Source organism: Streptomyces sp. NPDC001709 (assembly GCF_053596375.1).
In genome coordinates this window covers 1-17986 of record NZ_JBSFGB010000008.1, presented here as the reverse complement: position 1 = coordinate 17986, position 17986 = coordinate 1, and the positions used below count along the sequence as shown (strand labels likewise).

At 72.5% G+C, this 17986-nt stretch carries 15 protein-coding genes; 4 read left to right on the top strand and 11 right to left on the bottom strand.

Features of this window, described 5'->3' with window-relative positions; all coding sequences use genetic code 11:
* Positions 1-159: 159 nt before the first annotated feature.
* Positions 160-1047: a LysR family transcriptional regulator ArgP gene (locus ACWC0C_RS14390; protein ID WP_450864102.1), complete on the bottom strand. Its 888-nt coding sequence runs from the start codon at positions 1045-1047 to the stop codon at positions 160-162.
* 67 nt (positions 1048-1114) lie between these two features.
* On the opposite strand from ACWC0C_RS14390, the gene ACWC0C_RS14385 reads away from it, so the two are divergent.
* Together ACWC0C_RS14385 and ACWC0C_RS14380 are read left to right on the top strand one after the other, a co-directional pair.
* Positions 1115-1732, top strand: a complete 618-nt coding sequence (locus ACWC0C_RS14385; protein ID WP_449197009.1) for a LysE/ArgO family amino acid transporter — start codon at positions 1115-1117, stop codon at positions 1730-1732.
* 95 nt (positions 1733-1827) lie between these two features.
* Positions 1828-3123: an MFS transporter gene (locus tag ACWC0C_RS14380; RefSeq protein WP_450864100.1), complete on the top strand. Its 1296-nt coding sequence runs from the start codon at positions 1828-1830 to the stop codon at positions 3121-3123.
* Between the two features lies 1 nt (position 3124).
* Here the strand turns inward: ACWC0C_RS14380 and ACWC0C_RS14375 are convergent, their stop codons facing one another.
* Together ACWC0C_RS14375 and ACWC0C_RS14370 are read right to left on the bottom strand one after the other, a co-directional pair.
* Positions 3125-3583, bottom strand: a complete 459-nt coding sequence (locus ACWC0C_RS14375) for a cyclic nucleotide-binding domain-containing protein (RefSeq protein ID WP_449197007.1) — start codon at positions 3581-3583, stop codon at positions 3125-3127.
* 279 nt (positions 3584-3862) lie between these two features.
* The gene (locus ACWC0C_RS14370; protein ID WP_450864098.1) at positions 3863-4105 is read right to left on the bottom strand and encodes a hypothetical protein; all 243 of its coding nucleotides are present in this window, start codon (positions 4103-4105) and stop codon (positions 3863-3865) included.
* Between the two features lie 120 nt (positions 4106-4225).
* Here ACWC0C_RS14370 and ACWC0C_RS14365 point away from each other — a divergent pair, with 120 nt between their 5' ends.
* Positions 4226-4660, top strand: a complete 435-nt coding sequence (locus ACWC0C_RS14365) for an ATP-binding protein (protein WP_450864096.1) — start codon at positions 4226-4228, stop codon at positions 4658-4660.
* A gap of 233 nt (positions 4661-4893) precedes the next feature.
* Positions 4894-5745 (top strand): SigB/SigF/SigG family RNA polymerase sigma factor, encoded by an 852-nt coding sequence (locus ACWC0C_RS14360; protein ID WP_450864094.1) that lies wholly within the window; start codon positions 4894-4896, stop codon positions 5743-5745.
* Positions 5746-5788: 43 nt separating this feature from the next.
* Here the strand turns inward: ACWC0C_RS14360 and ACWC0C_RS14355 are convergent, their stop codons facing one another.
* The 8 genes from ACWC0C_RS14355 to ACWC0C_RS14320 all read right to left on the bottom strand — a co-directional run.
* On the bottom strand, positions 5789-8011 hold the full coding sequence (locus ACWC0C_RS14355) for an FUSC family protein (RefSeq protein ID WP_450864507.1): 2223 nt from the start codon (positions 8009-8011) through the stop codon (positions 5789-5791).
* Between the two features lie 127 nt (positions 8012-8138).
* The gene (locus ACWC0C_RS14350) at positions 8139-9515 is read right to left on the bottom strand and encodes an NAD(P)/FAD-dependent oxidoreductase (RefSeq protein WP_450864506.1); all 1377 of its coding nucleotides are present in this window, start codon (positions 9513-9515) and stop codon (positions 8139-8141) included.
* A gap of 200 nt (positions 9516-9715) precedes the next feature.
* The gene (locus ACWC0C_RS14345) at positions 9716-10150 is read right to left on the bottom strand and encodes an ATP-binding protein (protein ID WP_449197002.1); all 435 of its coding nucleotides are present in this window, start codon (positions 10148-10150) and stop codon (positions 9716-9718) included.
* Positions 10151-10336: 186 nt separating this feature from the next.
* Positions 10337-12232: an AMP-dependent synthetase/ligase gene (locus ACWC0C_RS14340; protein WP_450864092.1), complete on the bottom strand. Its 1896-nt coding sequence runs from the start codon at positions 12230-12232 to the stop codon at positions 10337-10339.
* 168 nt (positions 12233-12400) lie between these two features.
* The gene (locus ACWC0C_RS14335) at positions 12401-13489 is read right to left on the bottom strand and encodes a glutamate--cysteine ligase 2 (protein WP_450864090.1); all 1089 of its coding nucleotides are present in this window, start codon (positions 13487-13489) and stop codon (positions 12401-12403) included.
* Positions 13490-13583: 94 nt separating this feature from the next.
* Positions 13584-15830 (bottom strand): 1,4-alpha-glucan branching enzyme, encoded by a 2247-nt coding sequence (gene glgB, locus ACWC0C_RS14330; RefSeq protein ID WP_450864088.1) that lies wholly within the window; start codon positions 15828-15830, stop codon positions 13584-13586.
* 4 nt (positions 15831-15834) lie between these two features.
* Positions 15835-17199 (bottom strand): maltokinase N-terminal cap-like domain-containing protein, encoded by a 1365-nt coding sequence (locus tag ACWC0C_RS14325; protein WP_450864086.1) that lies wholly within the window; start codon positions 17197-17199, stop codon positions 15835-15837.
* A gap of 31 nt (positions 17200-17230) precedes the next feature.
* Positions 17231-17986: alpha-glucosidase C-terminal domain-containing protein (locus ACWC0C_RS14320; protein WP_450864084.1), on the bottom strand; the 756-nt coding region annotated here is incomplete at its 5' end.

Here is a 17986-nt window from a genome sequence, read left to right as displayed (position 1 = left end):
GGCCACCAGGCCGCGGACACCCCTGCCCGACCGGGCACCGGCGGCGCGGAGTCGGGGCGAGGACCGGAGCGGAACCGCCGTCCACCGCGCCACCGCCCGACCACCGTACTCCGCATGGCACTTGCGAGGGTGCGAAACGGATAAACCGTGACGTGACCGTCAGCGGCGCAGCGCCTCGGCCGCCGTCGCCGTCACCGCCTCGGCCAGCGCCGCCAGCGCGGGGGAGTCGAGCCGCCACTGCTGCCAGTACAGCGTGATGTCCATCCACTCCCCGGGCGCGAGGAGCACCAGCCGGCCCGCCGACAGCAGCGGGTCCGCCTGCACCTCCGGCACCATGCCCCAGCCGAGCCCCGCGGCGACCGCGTCCAGGAAACCCTCCGAGGTGGGCACGAGGTGCCGGAGCGGGCCGGCCGAGCTGCGGCCCAGCCGGCGTGCGAAGGCGTCCTGGAAGTCGTCCTTGCGGTCGAAGAACACGACGGGGGCCTCGGGCAGGGCCTCCCGCAGCGGCCGCCGGCGCAGGTGGGTCTCGCTGAACTGCGGTGCGGCGACCGGGAGATAACGCATCCGCCCGAGCGTCCGGACGGCGCAGCCCGGCACCGGATCGGACGCGGTGGTCACCGCCGCCATCACCAGGCCCTCGCGCAGCAGGGCGATGGTGTGCCCCTCGTCCTCCCGGTGCAGTTCGAAGCAGAGGCCCGCCACCCGGGTCAGCGCCGGCAGGAACCAGGTCGCCAGCGAGTCCGCGTTCACCGCCACCGACACCCGCGTCGGCTCCCCGGCACCGCTCAGCCCCAGCTCGCCCCGGGCGTCCCGTTCCAGCCGGGCGAGCTGCCGGGCGTAGCGCACCAGCACCGCGCCCGACTCCGTGGGCCGCACCGGTTTGGTGCGCTGCAGCAGTACCCGGCCGGTGCGCTGTTCCAGCGCCTTGACCCGCTGGCTGACCGCCGACGGCGTCACATGCAACGCGGCCGCGGCGGCGTCGAAGGTGCCCTCGTCCACCACGGCGAGCAGCGTCCGCACCTGCTCCAGGGGAAGTTCCGTCATCACAGGAGCTAAGGATACGTAAGAATCTTTAGCTGGACTGGCGCGGAGTGGTGTTCCTAGCGTCTACGGCATGAACCACGCCCTGACCGCCGCTGCCGCAGGATTCGGCAGCGGCCTCTCCCTGATCATCGCCATCGGCGCCCAGAACGCCTTCGTCCTGCGCCAGGGGGTGCGCCGCGACGCGGTCCTCGCCGTGGTGGGCATCTGCGCCCTGTCCGACGCGGTGCTCATCGCGCTCGGCGTGGGCGGGGTCGGGGCCGTCGTGGTGGCCTGGCCGGGCGCGGTCCGGGCGGTCGGGATCGTCGGCGGTGCCTTCCTGCTCTGCTACGGCGCCCTCGCCGCCCGCCGGGTGCTCAGGCCGGGCACGGCCGGGCTGAGCACCGAGGGGGAGGCCGCGGGCTCCCGGCGCCGGGCGGTGCTCACCTGTCTGGCGCTGACCTGGCTCAATCCGCATGTCTACCTGGACACCGTGTTCCTGCTCGGCTCCCTCGCCGCCGACCGGGGCGCGCTGCGCTGGACCTTCGGGCTCGGCGCCGCGCTCGCCAGCCTGTGCTGGTTCGCCGCGCTCGGCTTCGGCGCCCGGCTGCTCGGCCGATTCCTGGCCCGGCCGGCGGCCTGGCGGGTCCTGGACGGTCTGGTCGCCGTCACCATGCTGGCGCTGGGGGCCATGCTCATCGCCGGATCCTGAGCGAATCCGTTGGGCGTGCACAGGGGTTGCTGAGATAGTTAGGCTCTCAAATCGAAAAGATGTAGCGAGCAACCTCTATCGGCAACAGGACACCCGTGGACACGAGCGAGAGCAGCACCACCGAACCCGACTCCGCGACCGGCCCGGCGGCCCCGCCGCGCCGCGGCTGGCGCCGCTGGGCGATGGACACCCGTCCCCTGAGCATCCCCGCCTACCGGCGCCTGTGGTCGTCGACCATCGTCACCGCCGTCGGCAGCCAGCTCACCGCCGTCGCCGTGCCCAAGCAGATCTACGACATCACGCACTCCTCGGCATGGGTCGGCTACGCCAGCCTGGCCGGCCTCCTGCCCATGGTGGTGTTCGCGCTCTGGGGCGGCGCGGTCGCCGACACCGTCGACCGCCGCAAGCTGTTGCTGGTCACCAACTCCGGCATCGCGGTGACCTCGCTGCTGTTCTGGGCGCAGGCCGTCTCCGGGCTGGACTCGGTCGGCGTGCTGATGGTGCTGCTCGCGCTCCAGCAGGCGTTCTTCGGGCTCAATTCCCCGGCCCGCAACGCCTCCATCGCCCGGCTGGTCCCCGCCGGGCAACTGCCCGCCGCCAACGCGCTCGGCTCCACGGTCATGCAGACCGGCCTGGTGGCGGGCCCGCTGCTCGCCGGTGTGCTGATCCCGGTCATCGGGCTGCCCGAGCTGTACCTGGTCGACGCCCTGGCGCTCTGCGTGACCGTGTGGGCCGTCTTCCAGCTGCCCGCACTGCCGCCGCTCGGCGAGGCAGCCCGCCGGGCCGGGGTGCGCGAGATAGCCGCCGGGTTCCGCTACATATCCCGGCACAAGGTGCTGCTGCTGTCCTTCCTGGCCGACATCGTCGCCATGGTCCTCGGCATGCCCCGAGCCCTGTTCCCGCAGCTGGCCGCGCAGACCTACCACTCCTACGGCGAGGGTCTCGCGCTCGGTGTGCTCTTCGCCGGCATCCCGGTCGGCGCGGTGCTCGGCGGCCTGTTCTCCGGGGTGTTCTCCCGGGCCCGCCGGCACGGCTGGATGGTCATCGGGGCGGTCGTCGGCTGGGGCGCGGCCATCGCCGGGTTCGGGCTGAGCGGCAACCTGTGGGTGGCCCTGGCCTTCCTCGCCGTGGCCGGCGTCGCCGACATGGTCTCGATGGTGTTCCGCGGCGCGATCCTGCTGTCGGCGGCGACCGACGAGATGCGCGGCCGGATGCAGGGCGTCTTCACGGTGGTCGTCGTGGGCGGTCCGCGCCTGGCCGATGTGCTGCACGGCACGGGCGGCTCGGCGTTCGGCCCGCGCGCCGCCGTGGCGGGCGGCGGCCTTCTGGTCGTCGTCGTGATGCTCGCGCTGGCCGCTTCCGTACCGGCGCTGCGCCGTTACCGGATCTGAACTACAGCAGGCCGGTGCGCCGCTGGATCGAGTACTGGTCCATCAGCTTGCCCCGGGTCGTCTCCAGACGGTGGGCGAGGATCTCGGCCACCGTCCGCACCAGCGAGAGCCCGAGCAGCGGATCCTCCACGCACAGCGCGAGCACGGAGGGCCCGTCGAACTCGTAGGCCCGTACGTTGCTGAAGGCCACCGCGCCGAAGTCCCACTGGTACGGCGGGAACAGCCAGGACCAGCCGAGCATGTCGCCCGCGCCCAGCGTGGCCACCGTCACCCGCTGCCGGGAGGTGACCTGCGTGTCCAGATGGACCGCGCCCGAACGGATCACCCAGAACCGGTCGGCGGTACCGCCCGCCTCGAAGATGCGGGTGTCCTCCGGGAACCCGACCTCCTCGGCCAGTTCCATCAGGCGCTCGCGCTGCGCCTGGGGCAGGGCGGTCAGCAGTTTTATCGCTTTGGTCATGGCGCGGTGCTCCTCGCCGGCGGCGGTTCGGGTGCTGTCGCTATGCCCATTTCAGCCGCTGCCGCCCCTTCGGGCACCTCGAAGGACGCGGATTTCCTCGCCGTATCCCGGTCCACGGCCGCATCCGGGCAGCAAAAAGCCCTGGCTGGACGGGGGAAGCCAGCCAGGGCCGTATGCGGTGGCGCGGCGGAGGGAGGAAGGACGGTTCCGGTCACCTCGGGCACCACGTATGTATGAACGATAAACCATCTGTGAGGCGTTTCGGTAACCAGAAGCGGGTCACGTGACCTGTTTCACGCCTTCCGCCGGGGCCGGCGGCCTGCCCGGGCAGACGATCTCCTCCAGCACCCGCAGCACCGCCTCGAACGCCCGCGCCCGGACCGCCGCCTCCCGCGCGCCGTCCGGATCCGTCGCCGCCAGGCTCTCCGCGCGCTCCCGCCAGGCCTGTTCCTCCCTGGCCGCGCGCTCCAGGCCGCGCCGGATGCGCCGCAACAACTCATCCGCGTCCACGACATCGGTCATACCCGCCGGGTACCCGGGAGGTCCGCGGTGATGACAGGGGTACCGGCAGTGTTTGAGGGCGCCAGGAGCGGTCAGCCGAAAGGGAGCAGAGCAATCCGGGCGGCGCTCAGGGAGGAAAGGATGCGCGAGAAGCACCGGACCAGCTCCTCCGCAACGCTGCGGGAACCATGCCGCCGACTGCCGTGCCGGCCCGCCGACGCCCGCAGAACCGTACAGCGCGTGGTGGCCGAACGGTGCAGGGCCCGCGCCATCCCCTGTGGTGCCGAGGCCATGGAGGACGCCCTGCTGGTCACCTCGGAACTCACCACCAACGCCATCCTGCACGGCGGCGGCATCACCGGTTTCGACGTCGACGTCGACTCCGGCGGTGTACGGGTGTCGGTGAGCGACCGCAGCGACGCGCTGCCGGTGGCCGCCCCGCCCGTCGACGAGTGCGGCCACACCCGGGTCGGCGGTCGCGGCTGGCCCATCGTGTGCCGGCTGGCGCGGGACGTGCGGGTCGCGGAGCTGCCCTGCGGGGGCAAGTGCATCACGGCCGTCGTACCACTGCGCTGAATCCCCGCGAACTTCCGCCCGTGCGGTGTTTGTTCCCCGGACCGAGGGGCAGGCGGAAACCCGTGCTTCGGACCGGAGGCGCGCGCCCGGCGGGAACCGTACGACTGCCTGGGTCCCCCTCCCGGCGGACCGGGCTGACCACCCGCGGCGAACCCTGACACCACCGTTCGGGCAGGGCACCGGAACCTCCGTTCCGGCGCTTGCCCCGACACCACGTTCAGGAGCGATTCCGCATGCTGACCGATATGTCGACAAGCCCTCCCGGCACATCCGGCACGCACTCCGCCGCCGCACCGGCGCGGCGGCCCCATGACGACGCCCCCGACACGGCGGGGCTGTTCACACGGCTGGCGGCGCTGGACGGCGGCCCCGAGCGGGACGCCGTACGCGACGAACTCGTCGCGGCCTGGCTGCCCATGGCCCACCGGATCGCCGGCCGCTTCCGCGACCGCGGCGAGTCCGTGGAGGACCTGCGGCAGGTGGCCGCGCTCGGACTGGTGAAGGCCGTCGACCGGTTCGACCCGTCCCGCGGGGCCTTCGAGAGCTACGCCGTGCCGACCATCACCGGTGAGATCAAGCGGCACTTCCGGGACCGGATGTGGGCGCTCAGGGTGCCGCGCCGGGTGCAGGAACTGCGCAACCGGGTACGCGTGGCCCGCCGTGAACTCACCCAGCTCCCCGGCAGCCCCGAACCCACCGCCGCCGCCATGGCCGCCCACACCGGCCTCACCGAGGAGGAGGTTGGCACGGGGAGGGAGGCCCTGGACAGCTTCAGCACCCTCTCGCTGGACGCCGAACTGTCCACCGGGGACGACGGCTACAGCCTCGCCGACACCCTCGGCGCGGCGGACACCTCCTACGACGTCGTCGTCGACCGCGAGGCCGCCAAGGAAGGGCTGCGCCGGCTGCCCGAGCGGGAGCGGGCCATCCTCTACATGCGGTTCTTCGAGGACATGACCCAGAGCCGCATCGCCGACCGGCTGGGCATCTCCCAGATGCACGTCTCCCGGCTGATCAGCCGCAGCTGCGCCCGCGTCCGCGACGAGGCGATGGGCCGGCGCGCGTGCGGAACCGACCCGGCATGAGGTCCCCCAGTCTTCGACCGGGGGTGCCCCAGGCGACAGAACGTCACTTCTTCGGCCGGTCCGCCCCGGTGGTGATGCCCAGCGGCCGGGCCAGACCCGAGACCGCCTCGTCCAGCCGCTGCAGATGGCGCAGCACCCGGTCGGTGACCCGGCCGTAGCGCGGGGTGCGCAGGGTTCCCGGCTCCAGCATCGAGGCGATGCTGGGACCGGTCTCGATCTCCGCCGTGGCACGCGGGTCCGCGACATGCGCGGCGATCGCCTCGATGTTGTGCACGATCCGCGCTCCCGCCCCGCGCAGCCGGGGGTCGGCCGCGATCGACGGGTGCGTCGGCAGCAGCTCGGCCGTGGCCGCGAGCGAGCGTCCGTGGTAGGCGCAGGTCTCCAGCAGCGCCACCACGTACCGGGCGGTGTCCCGGCGGGAACGCAGCGGGCTGATCGGGTGGGTGAGCGGCTGGGTGGCGGCGCGCAGGTCGGCCAGCGCCTGGTCGAGGTCGCGCGCCCCGTCCACCAGATCGGCCGGCGGCGCGCCGCTCAGCTGGTCCATGGCGGCACGGGTGACGTCCGCCAGCTTGTCGAGGACGTCGACGAGGAGGTCGTTGGTGCGGCGGTCGGTGTGGACCGGCAGCACCAGCGCCGCCGCGATCACCCCGCAGACTGCGCCCAGCGCCGTCTCCTCCACGCGCAGCACCAGCACCGACACGCTGTAGGTGCTCAGCAGCGTGTAGAGCAGCCCCAGCATCGCCGTCACGAAGAACGACATCAGCGTGTAGGACAGGGGCGCGGTGTAGAACATCGCGAAGATGAACAGCAGCACCAGGGCGAACGCCGTCCACGTGTGGTGCCCGACCAGCCCGGCGAGTCCGATGCCGGCCACCACGCCGAGCACCGTGCCCAGCAGCCGACGGTAGCCCTTCACCAGGATCTCGCCGGTCGAGGCGGTGTTGAGGAACACGATCCAGCAGGTCAGCACCGCCCAGTACCAGCGCTGACTGGACAGCAGCTCACCGCCCGCGATGGCCAGCGCGGAGCCGACGGCCACCTGGACCGCGGCCCGTGTCGTCGGCCTCTTGAGACCGGTCGGCTCCGGTTCCTCCGCCTCCCTCTCCTCGCCCGCCTCGATCGCGGCGTCCTCCGCGTCCAGCTCCTCGCGCGAGCGGGTGGTCGCGGGGCTGTCGTCGGACTCGTCCTGCGGCCCGTCCAGCGCCAGCCGCAGACCCAGCGCGGCCCGGGCGGCCTCGCCGAGCCCCCGGAAGACGTCCTGTATGGCCGGGGAGGCCTTGGGCAGGTTCTCCTCCTCGCGGTAGCCGAGCAGCCGGTTGCGCACCTGGGCCAGCGCGGTGCCCCGGGCCTCGTCGACCGGCCGCAGCATCAGCAGCCGCAGCGCCCCCAGGTCCCGCAGCAGCGCCACCGTCGCCTCGTCCCGCACCGGCAGTTCCCCGCCCGAGGGCAGCGGGGCGCCGGGCAGATGCAGGGTCAGGGTGTCGGTCCGCTCGGCGCTGCGCGCGGTGAGCAGCAGCAGGCCGAGCCGCTCGGAGGCGATCTCGGCGTCGGCGATCCGGCGCTGCAACAGCCGGGCCACCGCGGCGTCCGAGGTGCCGTCCTCCAGCCGCCCCTGGATCATCAGCGCCGTCTCGTGCAGTCGCGCGGTCGCCGTGCGCAGGTCCTCCAGGACCTTCTCCACGTCGTCGGGTCCGGCGGCCGGCAACTCGGCCTGGACGGCGATCAGCTGCGCGAGCCGAGCACGGAAGGCTCGGCGCAGCCGGTCCAGGGTGCCCGCCGGGGTCTGCGGCAGCAGCACGAAGCGCGCGGTGGCGCTGCACGCGAACGCCACGCAGATGACCCCGTACAGCGCGGGCAGCGTGGAGGTGGTCGCGTGCACGAACAGGGAGAGGAAGTAGATCTGGAACCCGATCAGACCCAGGGCCGTGCCGCGGTCGCCGAACCGGCGGCCGTAGACCGCGCAGAAGATGAGCACGACGAAGAACAGGTCCCCGACGACGACCCGTTGGTTCAGCAGCGCACCCAGCGACACCGAGGCCAGCGCCACCGGCAGACCGAGCGCGAGCGTCACGGCCTGCTGGGAGCGCTGCTTGTCGTGGATGGCGAAGGTCGACACCATCGCCGCCATGGCACCGGCGACCAGGTGGGGCACCGGCACCCGCAGGGCCGCCAGGACGGCGAGGGTGAGCGCGATCGCGGTGACCGTGCGGGCTCCCGCGGTGAGCCGGAGCAGCCCGGGATCGGATGCCGCGAGCCGGTCCCACATCCGTACCCGACCCGACCGTCCCGCTGTGCTCACGCCGCCGCGCTCTCTCCCGTGCCGGAAATCGATCTCCGACCCAGCATCGCACGACGGCCCGGGCCACCTGCCCCCGGCCGGGGTCGCCGCCGCCTCACGGGCCGTCGACGGCCTTGCCCTCCGCCCGGGCCCGCACCTGCTCCGGAGTCAGATACGAGTCGGTGAACTCGAAGTCCTTCAGCCGGGCGGGCTTGCGGGCCTGGAAGCCGGTGCGGACGAAATCGTCGCCCGCTACCGCGTTCAGCAGCCAGTTGGTCATCACCCGGGTCTTGGCGACGTTGGTGCGCAGCGCCCCCCAGTGATAGCCGCGGGCCACCGCCTGGGCCGGTACCCCGCGCAGCTCGATGCCGAGCGGCTTGGACACCGCGTCCTTGCCGCCGAGGTCGACGACGAGCCCCAGGTCGCGGTGCACATACGGCGTCAGCGGCTGCCCCCGCAGCGTAGCGATGACGTTGTCGGCGACCTTCCTGCCCTGGCGCATGGCGTGCTGCGCGGTGGGCGGGCAGACCGCGCCCGGCTCGCCCTTGGCCTCGTCGGGCACGGCGGCCGCGTCCCCGAGCGCGAACACCCCGTCGTGGCCGGGCAGGGCCATCTCCGTGTTCACCACGAGCCTGCCGCGGACCGTTTCCGCGCCGAGCGTGCCGATCAGCGGGCTCGCGACCACACCGGCCGTCCAGATCAGGGTGTGCGTCGGCACCACCCGGCCGTCGGTGAAGGTGACCTCCTCCGCCCCGGCCTTCTCGATGGACACGCCCAGCGACACCTCGATACCGCGCCGCTTCAGGATCTCCTGCGCGCTGCGGCCGAGCTTCTCGCCGAGCTCCGGCATCAGCTTGGGCGCGATGTCGATCAGATGCCACTTGATCAGGCCGGGGTCCAGGCGCGGGTAGCGCTGGACGGCGGCGTGCGTCAGCCGCTGCAGACAGGCGGCGGTCTCGGTGCCGGCGTAGCCGCCGCCGACCACCACGAACTGCAGCCGTGCGGCGCGCTCGGCCGGGTCGTCGCTGGCGTCCGCGAGGTCGAGCTGTGAGATGACGTGGTCGCGGATGTAGGCGGCCTCGGCGAGGGTCTTCATCCCGAAGGCGTGCTCGGTCAGCCCCGGGATGTCGAAGGTGCGGGTCACGCTGCCGGGGGCCAGCACGATGTAGTCGTAGGGCTCGTCGACGGTCTTGTCGGTGATGGTGCGGACGACGCACACCTTGGACTTCAGGTCCACGCCGATGGCGCCCCCCGGGATGATCCGGGTGCGGTACTTCTTGCTGCGGCGCAGGCTCAGGGCGATCGACTGCGGCGTGAGCACGCCGGAGGCGACCTGGGGCAGCAGGGGCAGGTACAGCTGGTAGGCGTACGGCGTCACCAGGGTGACGTCGGCTTCGGCGGGAGCGAGTTTCCGCTCCAGGCGGCGCACGCACTCGACGCCGGCGAAGCCTGCGCCAACCACCAGGATCCTGGGTCGTGTCACGGTGTTCATCCCTCTCTGCGGCTCCAGGCGGTCCGACTCGACGCCGTTCGCCTGCCCTGGACCGGTGCGCACCACCTTGATCCCACCGTGCCCCGGACCGTTCCGCGAGCCGGGTGCGGCAGGCAGACGAACGCGTGGGCACCAGCATGCCCCCACTCGGGCCGGAGTAACCGGTCGTCGCACACATACACGTCGTACACGCGGTGCGGTCACCAGGGCAGGAAGACGTGGATGTCCTTGCCCTCGTCGTGGACGACGACGCTGACCTGCGTGCACAGCGTGTGCACCAGGTGCCAGCCGATGCCGCCGCCGCCCGTGCGCGGATGGAAGGGCCGCGGTTCCGGCGGGGTCCTGCTCGTGTCGCGCATCGTCACGTGCACCCCGTCGAAGGTGCGGCGCATCCGCAGACCGAACGGGCCGGGCGCGTACTGGATGACGTTGGCGGCCAGCTCCGTCACGACCAGCAGGATGTCGTCCCAGTACTCGTGCGCGGCCGGCGGCGTCCGCGTGGCGAGCGCGCACAGGAACTCCTCCGCGGCGAGCCGCGCCTCCGTGACGTTGCACAGCTCACCCGCGAAGGAGAAGGTGCGCTCGTACCTGTCCTCCGCGGACGGTGTGTCGTCCCCACGCGGCTTCGTCGCCATCTCGCCTACCCCGGTCCCGGCCGGTCCGGGCCTTGGCGGAACCCTCCGACCAGGACGGTTGTCGGTGCTGGTCTCGTCCTGCGCTTGCGAGTTCCCGCAGCCGGGCGGGCTATCCGTCCGCCCCGGCCCCGCGTGCGTCCGCCCCGGCCCCGCGTGCGTCCGGCTCCGGCTCCGCGGCGCAGGACGTCAGCGGAAGACGTCGTCCGGCTCGTCCCACTCCGCCGGCTCCTGTGGGGCCCGGGCCGCCCGGGACCGCGCCTGGTACATCGCCTCGATCTCGGCGGCGTAGTGGCGCACGATCGCGTCCCGGCGCAGCTTCATCGACGGGGTGAGCAGCCCGTTGTGCGCGGCGAACGGCTCCGGGAGGACCCGGTAGACCCGGATGGACTCCGCACGGGACACGGTGCTGTTCGCGGAGGCGACGGCCCGCGCGATCTCCTCCCGCAGCGCGTTCTCCTCGCGGGTCTCCCGAGCCGGGCTGTCCGCCTGGAGGGCCAGGGCGCCCCGCCAGTGCGCGAGGAACTCCGGGTCCAGGGTGATCAGGGCGCCGACACAGGGCCGGTCGTCGCCGATCACGACCGCCTGGTGGACGAGCGGATGCATGCGCAGCCGCTGCTCCAGCGGGGCCGGGGCGACACTCTTGCCGCCATTGGTGACGATGATGTCCTTCTTGCGCCCGGTGATCGTCAGATACCCCTCGGAGTCCAGCCGCCCGATGTCCCCGGTGGCCAGCCAGCCGCCGCGCAGCGCGGCCCGCGTCGCCGGCTCGTCGCCGATGTAGCCCTGGAACACCGACGGCCCGCGCACCAGGATCTCCCCGTCGTCGGCCACCTGGACCTCCGTGCCCGGCAGCGGCCGGCCGACCGTCCCGGACTTCTCCCGGCCGAGCGGTTGCATGGTGATCCCGCCGGAGGCCTCGGTGAGGCCGTACCCGTCGTGCACGAACACGCCGATGCCCGCGTAGAACAGGGTCAGTTCGCGGCTGAGCGAGGAGCCGCCGGAGGTGCCGCGCAGCACCCGCCCGCCGAGCGCGGCGCGCAGCCTGCGGTACACCGTCCGCTCGTACAGGGCGTGTTGCAGCCTGAGCTCGAAACCCGGTCCGGCGCCGGTGCCCAGCCGGCGGTGCTCCTCGGCGGCGGCGAAGTCCCGCGCGGTCTGCGCGGCCCGCTCGAACAGGTCACCACGGCCCGCCTGTTCGGCGGCCCGCAGGAACTTCTTGTAGAGCTTCTCGAAGACCGACGGTACGCCGTACAGATACGTCGGCCGGAACGTGCTCAGCGCCGACGCCAGCGACGCCTCGGTGGGCTCCGGCTCGTGCGCCATCAGGGCGCCGCCGCGCACACAGGTCAGCATGATCATGATGCCGTACACATGGGAGAACGGCAGAAACGCCAGCACGGACGGCTGTTCGCCCGGCGGCGCCGCGGTGTGCAGCCAGCCGGCCAGCAGCGTGTCGCAGGGGTAGGCCAGGCCACGGTGGCTCAGCGCGCAGCCCTGGGGCCGGCCGGAGGTGCCCGAGGTGTAGACGACGGCCGCCGTGGCGTCCGGCAGCACGATCCGGCGCAGCGACTCCACGGTGGTGTACGGCACGACCGCGCCCTGCCGGACGAGTTCGGCGAGCGCGCCCGCGTCCAGCTGCCAGACGTGCCTCAGCCGCGGCAGCCGGGTGCACACCGTGCCGACCGTCATGACACCCTGCTCGTCCTCCACGACCACGGCCACACAGCCGGCGTCCCGCAGGATCCACTCGACCTGGTCGCGTGAGGAGGCCGGGTGGATCGGCACGATCTCCGCGCCCACCGCCCACAGCGCGTGGCTGAGCACGGTCCACTCGTAGCGGGTGCGGGACATGAGGGCCACCCGGTGGCCGGGGGAGATCCCGGCGGCGACCAGCCCCTTGGCCAGGTCGACCACCTCGTCCCGCAGCTCGACGGCCGTCACCTCCTGCCAGACGGTGGCGGCGGGATCCGCGCGGTGCGCGAGCACCGGCAGGGTGGGCTCGCGCTCGGCGGTGTCGAAGACGCTGTCGGCGAGGCCGCCGGTGAGCGAAGTAACGGCGGGAGCGAAAGCGACGTCGCGCATGCGCTGCTCCTGGGTGTACGGAGGGTCACACCGCCGATCGGCTCTGTGTCGGCGGTGCTCGAATGTAGCCGAGACGAGCGCGTTCGGTGCAGGGAACGGGGAAGTCGTGATCGTCCGATGACGTGGGCGTGTCCTTGGGGCCCGGTGCCGATCGGCCGGCCGGGCCGGTCAGCCCTGGGTGTGCCGTACGCACTCGGTGACGACGCCCCGCAGGCTGCCGGTCCTCACCAGCAGCCGTCGCTGCTCGCGCGCCCCGTTGCCCCGCCGCAGCAGCTCCGTGATGCCCTGCTCGGCGCGCTCCGCGTCACCGCAGGCGGTGAGGGCCTCCCCGGTGTGCTCCAGCAGCGTGCGCAGCACCCGCGGCGCGGGGTCGGGCCGCATGGTCGCCGGGTCGAGCAGGTTCTGCTCCAGGCCGAACCGGGCGGCCTGCCAGTCGGCGAGTCGCAGCAGGCTCACGCTGTGGTCGGGCGCCGGCCGGCCCGCCCGCCAGTCCCGTGCGGCGGTCTCCACGAGCGCGCGGGTCAGCGTCGCGATCAGCGCGGCGGTGTCCGCGCCGAGGCATACGTCCGCCACCCGGATCTCCACGGTCGGATAGCGGACGGCCAGCCGCGCGTCGAAGTAGACCATTCCCCGGTCCAGCAGGGCACCGGTGGCCACCATGTCCGCCACCCGCCGGTGATACCGCTCGGGCGAGCGGAACAGCTCGGTCGGTCCGGCCGACGGCCAGCGGTTCCACACCCGGCTGCGATAGCTGGCGTAGCCGGTGTCCCTTCCCTGCCAGAACGGGGAGTTCCCGCTCATCGCACGGAGCACCGGAAGCCATGGGCGGATCCGGTCCAGGACCCCGATGCCCTCCTCGTCCGACTCCACGCACACATGCACATGACAGCCGCACACCAACTGCTCCCAGGTGGGTATCCCGAAGTGCTCGGCCAGCCATTCGTAGCGCTCGTTCACGCTGAGGGCGGGGCTGACCGGCAGGGGGGAGGTGGCCAGCGCCGCGACCGCGCAGCCCAGCTCCCCGGCGTGCCGGGCCGCCTCCTTGCGGCAGCGCACGATCTCCTCGCCGAGGGCCGCCATGTCCGCCTGCGGATGCGTGGCGAACTCCAGCATCTGCCGGAACAGCTCCTTCTCGAACACATGCTGCCCGGGATCGTCATGGGCGACCCGGGCGAGGACGGCCGCCGCCAGCGCCTTCGGTTCGCCGCTGTCCGGGTCGACCAGAAGGAGTTCCTCCTCCACTCCGACAGTGCGCACGTGGTGCCACCCTTTCGTGTTCATGCCACGAGGGGCAGTCGTGGGTCCGTACGACCCCCGACTGCCCCTGGGCGGGCCGCCGACACCTGTGGTTTCAGTGCTCCGGCGCGAGCCAGACCGTGGCCAGCGGCGGCAGCGTGAGTCCCAGGAAACCGTCCTCGGGCTTCAGCGGCGCCCCGCTGCCGACCCCGCTGCCGCCGTAGCGGACGTCGTCGGTGTTCAGCTCCTGCTGCCAGGTGCAGGCGGGAATCCCGTCCGGGACCCACAGCCGGTAGTCCTGCCGGACGACCGGCGAGAAGTTCGACACCGCCAGCAGGGGAGAGCCGTCGGCGGCGAACCGCACGAACGCGAAGACGTTGTCGTCCGCCGCGTCGCACAGCACCCAGCGGAACCCGCCCGGGTCGGTGTCCCGCTGCCACAGCGCAGGGGTCGCCCGGTACCGGCTGTTCAGGTCCCGTACGAGTTCCCGCACGCCCCGGTGGTCGCCGGCCGAGTGGTAGTCGTCGCCGAGCAGCCACCACTCGGGGCCGTGCGGCTCGGACCACTCGGCGCCCTGGGCGAACTCCTGTCCCATGAACAGCAGCTGTTTGCCCGGGTGGGCCCACATGAAGCCCAGGTAGGCGCGGTGGTTGGCCCGCCGCTGCCACCAGTCGCCGGGCATCTTGGACACCAGTGCCTGCTTGCCGTGCACGACCTCGTCGTGGGAGATCGGCAGGATGTAGTTCTCGCTGTAGGCGTACACCATCGAGAAGGTCATCTCGTTGTGGTGGTACTTGCGGTGCACCGGCTCCTTCTGGATGTACTGGAGCGAGTCGTGCATCCAGCCCATGTTCCACTTCAGCCCGAAGCCGAGCCCGCCGCTGTCCGTCGGCCGGGTCACCCCGTCCCAGGCGGTGGACTCCTCGGCGATGGTCACCACGCCCGGGCAGCGCCGGTAGACGGTGGCGTTCATCTCCTGCAGGAAGGCGACCGCGTCCAGGTCCTCGCGCCCGCCGAAGACGTTCGGCTCCCACTGGCCGGAGTCCCGCGAGTAGTCGAGGTAGAGCATCGAGGCGACGGCGTCCACCCGCAGCCCGTCGATGTGGAACTCCTGGCACCAGTACACCGCGTTGGCGACGAGGAAGTTGCGCACCTCGGTCCGGCCGTAGTCGAACTCGTACGTTCCCCAGTCCGGGTGCTCGGCGCGCGCCGCGTTCCCGGGCTCGTAGAGGGGATCCCCGTCGAACCGGGCCAGCGCCCAGTCGTCCTTGGGGAAGTGCGCGGGCACCCAGTCCATGATCACACCGATGCCGGCCCGGTGCAGCGCGTCCACCAGGTACTTGAAGTCGTCCGGGGAGCCGAGGCGGGGCGTCGGCGCGTAGTAGGAGGTGACCTGGTAGCCCCAGGAGCCGCTGAACGGATACCCGGCGACCGGCATCAGCTCGACGTGTGTGAAGCCCATCTCCTGGACGTAGGCGGGCAGCTCGTCGGCCAGCTGCCGATAGGTCAATCCTGGTCGCCAGGACGGCAGATGGACCTCGTACACCGAGAACGGTGCCTGGTGCACCGGTGTGTCGCCCCGGTGGGCCATCCACCGCGCGTCGCCCCACTCGTACCGCGAGACCGCGACGACCGACGCCGTGTCGGGCGGCACCTCCGTGCACCGCGCCATCGGGTCCGCCTTGAGGAGCCGGTGGCCGTAGCGCGAGGTGATCTCGAACTTGTACCGGGCGCCCTCGCCGATCCCGGGCAGGAACAGCTCCCACACCCCCGACGCGCCCAGCGACCGCATCGGGTACTGCGTGCCGTCCCAGTACGTGAAGTCCCCGGCCACCCGCACCCCCTGGGCGTTGGGCGCCCACACGGTGAAGCGGGTGCCGGTCACGCCCTGGTGGGTCATCGGCTCGGCGCCGAGCGCCTGCCACAGCTGCTCGTGCCGGCCCTCCCGGATCAGATGCAGGTCCAGCTCGCCGAGGGCCGGCAGGAAGCGGTACGGATCGTGCACCTCCTGCTCGACGTCGTCGTAGGTCACCCGCAACGTGTACGACGGGATCTCGGCGTACGGCAGGACGGCCGCGAAGAGACCGTCGCCCTCCGAGCGGAGGGCGTCGTGCCTCCCGTCGACCACGACGCTCACCGCCCGCGCGTTCGGGCGCAGCGCCCGGAACAGGGTGCCGCCCGGGACCGGGTGGGCGCCCAGCAGGGCGTGCGGATCGTGGTGGGCGCCGCCGAGCAGCCGGCCGCGGTCGGCCGGGTCGAGCGCAGCGAGATGGGGGTCCCCCCGGACGTAGTCCGGGGGATGGACGGCCGGGGGCGGCACGGGGCCGGCCGCCTCGGGGAGCGAGGTGTCGCGCAGAGCCATGACGTCAGCCTCCCCACACGGCGAGCCGCTTGATCGCCGCCATTGGTACCGGCAGCCAGTCCGGCCGGTGTCTCGCCTCGTACAGCACCTCGTAGACCGCCCTGTCCGTCTCGTGCGCGCGCAGCAGCGCGTGCTTCTTGCGTGGATCCCAGCCGGCACGGGCCGCGTAGCCCGCGCAGAACGCCTCCCGGCAGCGGCGCGCCCATTCGGGTCGCCACGGGCGGCGCTGCCGGGCCGCGTAGTCGAAGGAGCGCAGCATCCCCGCCACGTCCCGCACCGGAGAGTGCGCGGCCCGCCGCTCGGCGAGCGGCCGGGACGGCTCGCCCTCGAAGTCGATCACGAACCAGTCACGGCCGGCCCGCAGCACCTGCCCGAGGTGCAGATCGCCGTGGATGCGCTGGGCGGGCGGCCCGGTGTCGCAGGTGGCCAGCGCCCGGAACGCGGCCCGCAGCCCGGGCACGAAGGGCACCAGCCCCGGCACGGCGTGCGCGGCCGCGTCCAGCCGTGCGCACATCGCCTGTGCCGTACGGCCGTTCTCGCCCGGCCCGGCCGGCCCGAACGCCTCGGCGAGCGCGAGGTGCACCTCGGCCATGGCCCGGCCCAGTTCACAGGCCTCGGTGGTGAAGTCGTCGCCGGCGGCGAGCGCGCGCAGCGCCAGCGTCCAGCCGTCGGTCGCGTCCGGCAGGAACGGCTGCAGCACGCCCAGCGTGGCCGGCTGTGGCGCGGTCGTACCGAACCAGGCCACCGGCGCCGGCACCCGGGTGCAGCCCTGCGCGGCCAGCGCGGCGGTGACCTCCAGGTCCGGGTTGACGCCCGGCTGGATACGGCGGAAGACCTTCAGGATGTACGCGTCGCCGTACACGATCGAGGAGTTGGACTGTTCGGCGTCCAGCAGCCGCGGCGGCAGACCTCCGGGCAGATGGGCGTCCGGGTCCGACTCGAACCGCAGCGGGCCGGCCGCGCCGGGCTGCCGCAGCCGCTCCAGCAGCAGATGCGCCGAGCGGGGGTCGTGGAGCGCGTCGTACACCGCGAGTCCGGCGAACGGGCCCTGCTCGGCCCGCCCGATGTACGCCCGCTCCAGCCGCGGGGCGAGGCGCTCGCGCAGGCCGAGCAGCAGCTGGTAGCAGTCGCCGGGTGGGGAAGTGCCGCCCGGGGTGGGCACGGGCGCGTGCGAGGCGTGCACCAGCAGGTGCAGACAGCCCGGGAACAGCTCGGTCAGGGACAGCACCGACAGATCGGTGACGGGACGGTCCTTGCCCGCGAACCAGCGTTGCATCGGCAGCCATTGGCGCAGCAGCCCACCCAGCGAGGCCAGCGGTCCGTCGAGACCGGCCGCGGCTCTCGGCCGGACTGTGATGGTCTTCGGCATGGTGACGCGTCCTTTCCTCGGCGCCGGTCGGTCAGCGGCGGCGGCCGATGCGGGATGCGACTCGGGTGAGCCGGAACCAGTAGAAGCCGTGGCCTTGCAGCGTCAGCAGGTAGGGAAGCTCACCGATCGCGGGGAAGCGGACCCCGCCGATCAGCTCGACGGGGTGCCGTCCGTCGTAGACCCGCAGATCGAGCTCGGTGGGCTGCGCGAAGCGGGAGAAGTTGTTCACGCACAGCACCAGGTCGTCGCCGTACTCGCGCAGGAACGCCAGCACCGCCGGGTTGGAGGACGTCAGTTCGGTGAACGTGCCCAGTCCGAAGGCGGGATTCTGCTTGCGGATCTCGATCATGCGCCGCGTCCAGTGCAGCAGCGAGGACGGCGAGGACATGGAGGCCTCGACGTTGGTGACCTGATAGCCGTAGACCGGGTCCATGATCGTGGGCAGGAAGAGGCGTCCCGGGTCGCTGGAGGAGAAGCCCGCGTTGCGGTCGGGGGTCCACTGCATGGGGGTGCGGACGGCGTCGCGGTCGCCGAGCCAGATGTTGTCGCCCATGCCGATCTCGTCGCCGTAGTAGAGGATCGGTGAGCCGGGCAGGGACAGCAGGAGGGCGGTGAACAGCTCGATCTGGTTGCGGTCGTTGTCCAGGAGGGGCGCGAGGCGGCGGCGGATGCCGATGTTGGCGCGCATCCGGGGGTCTTTGGCGTATTCGGCCCACATGTAGTCGCGCTCTTCGTCGGTGACCATTTCGAGGGTCAGCTCGTCGTGGTTGCGCAGGAAGATGCCCCA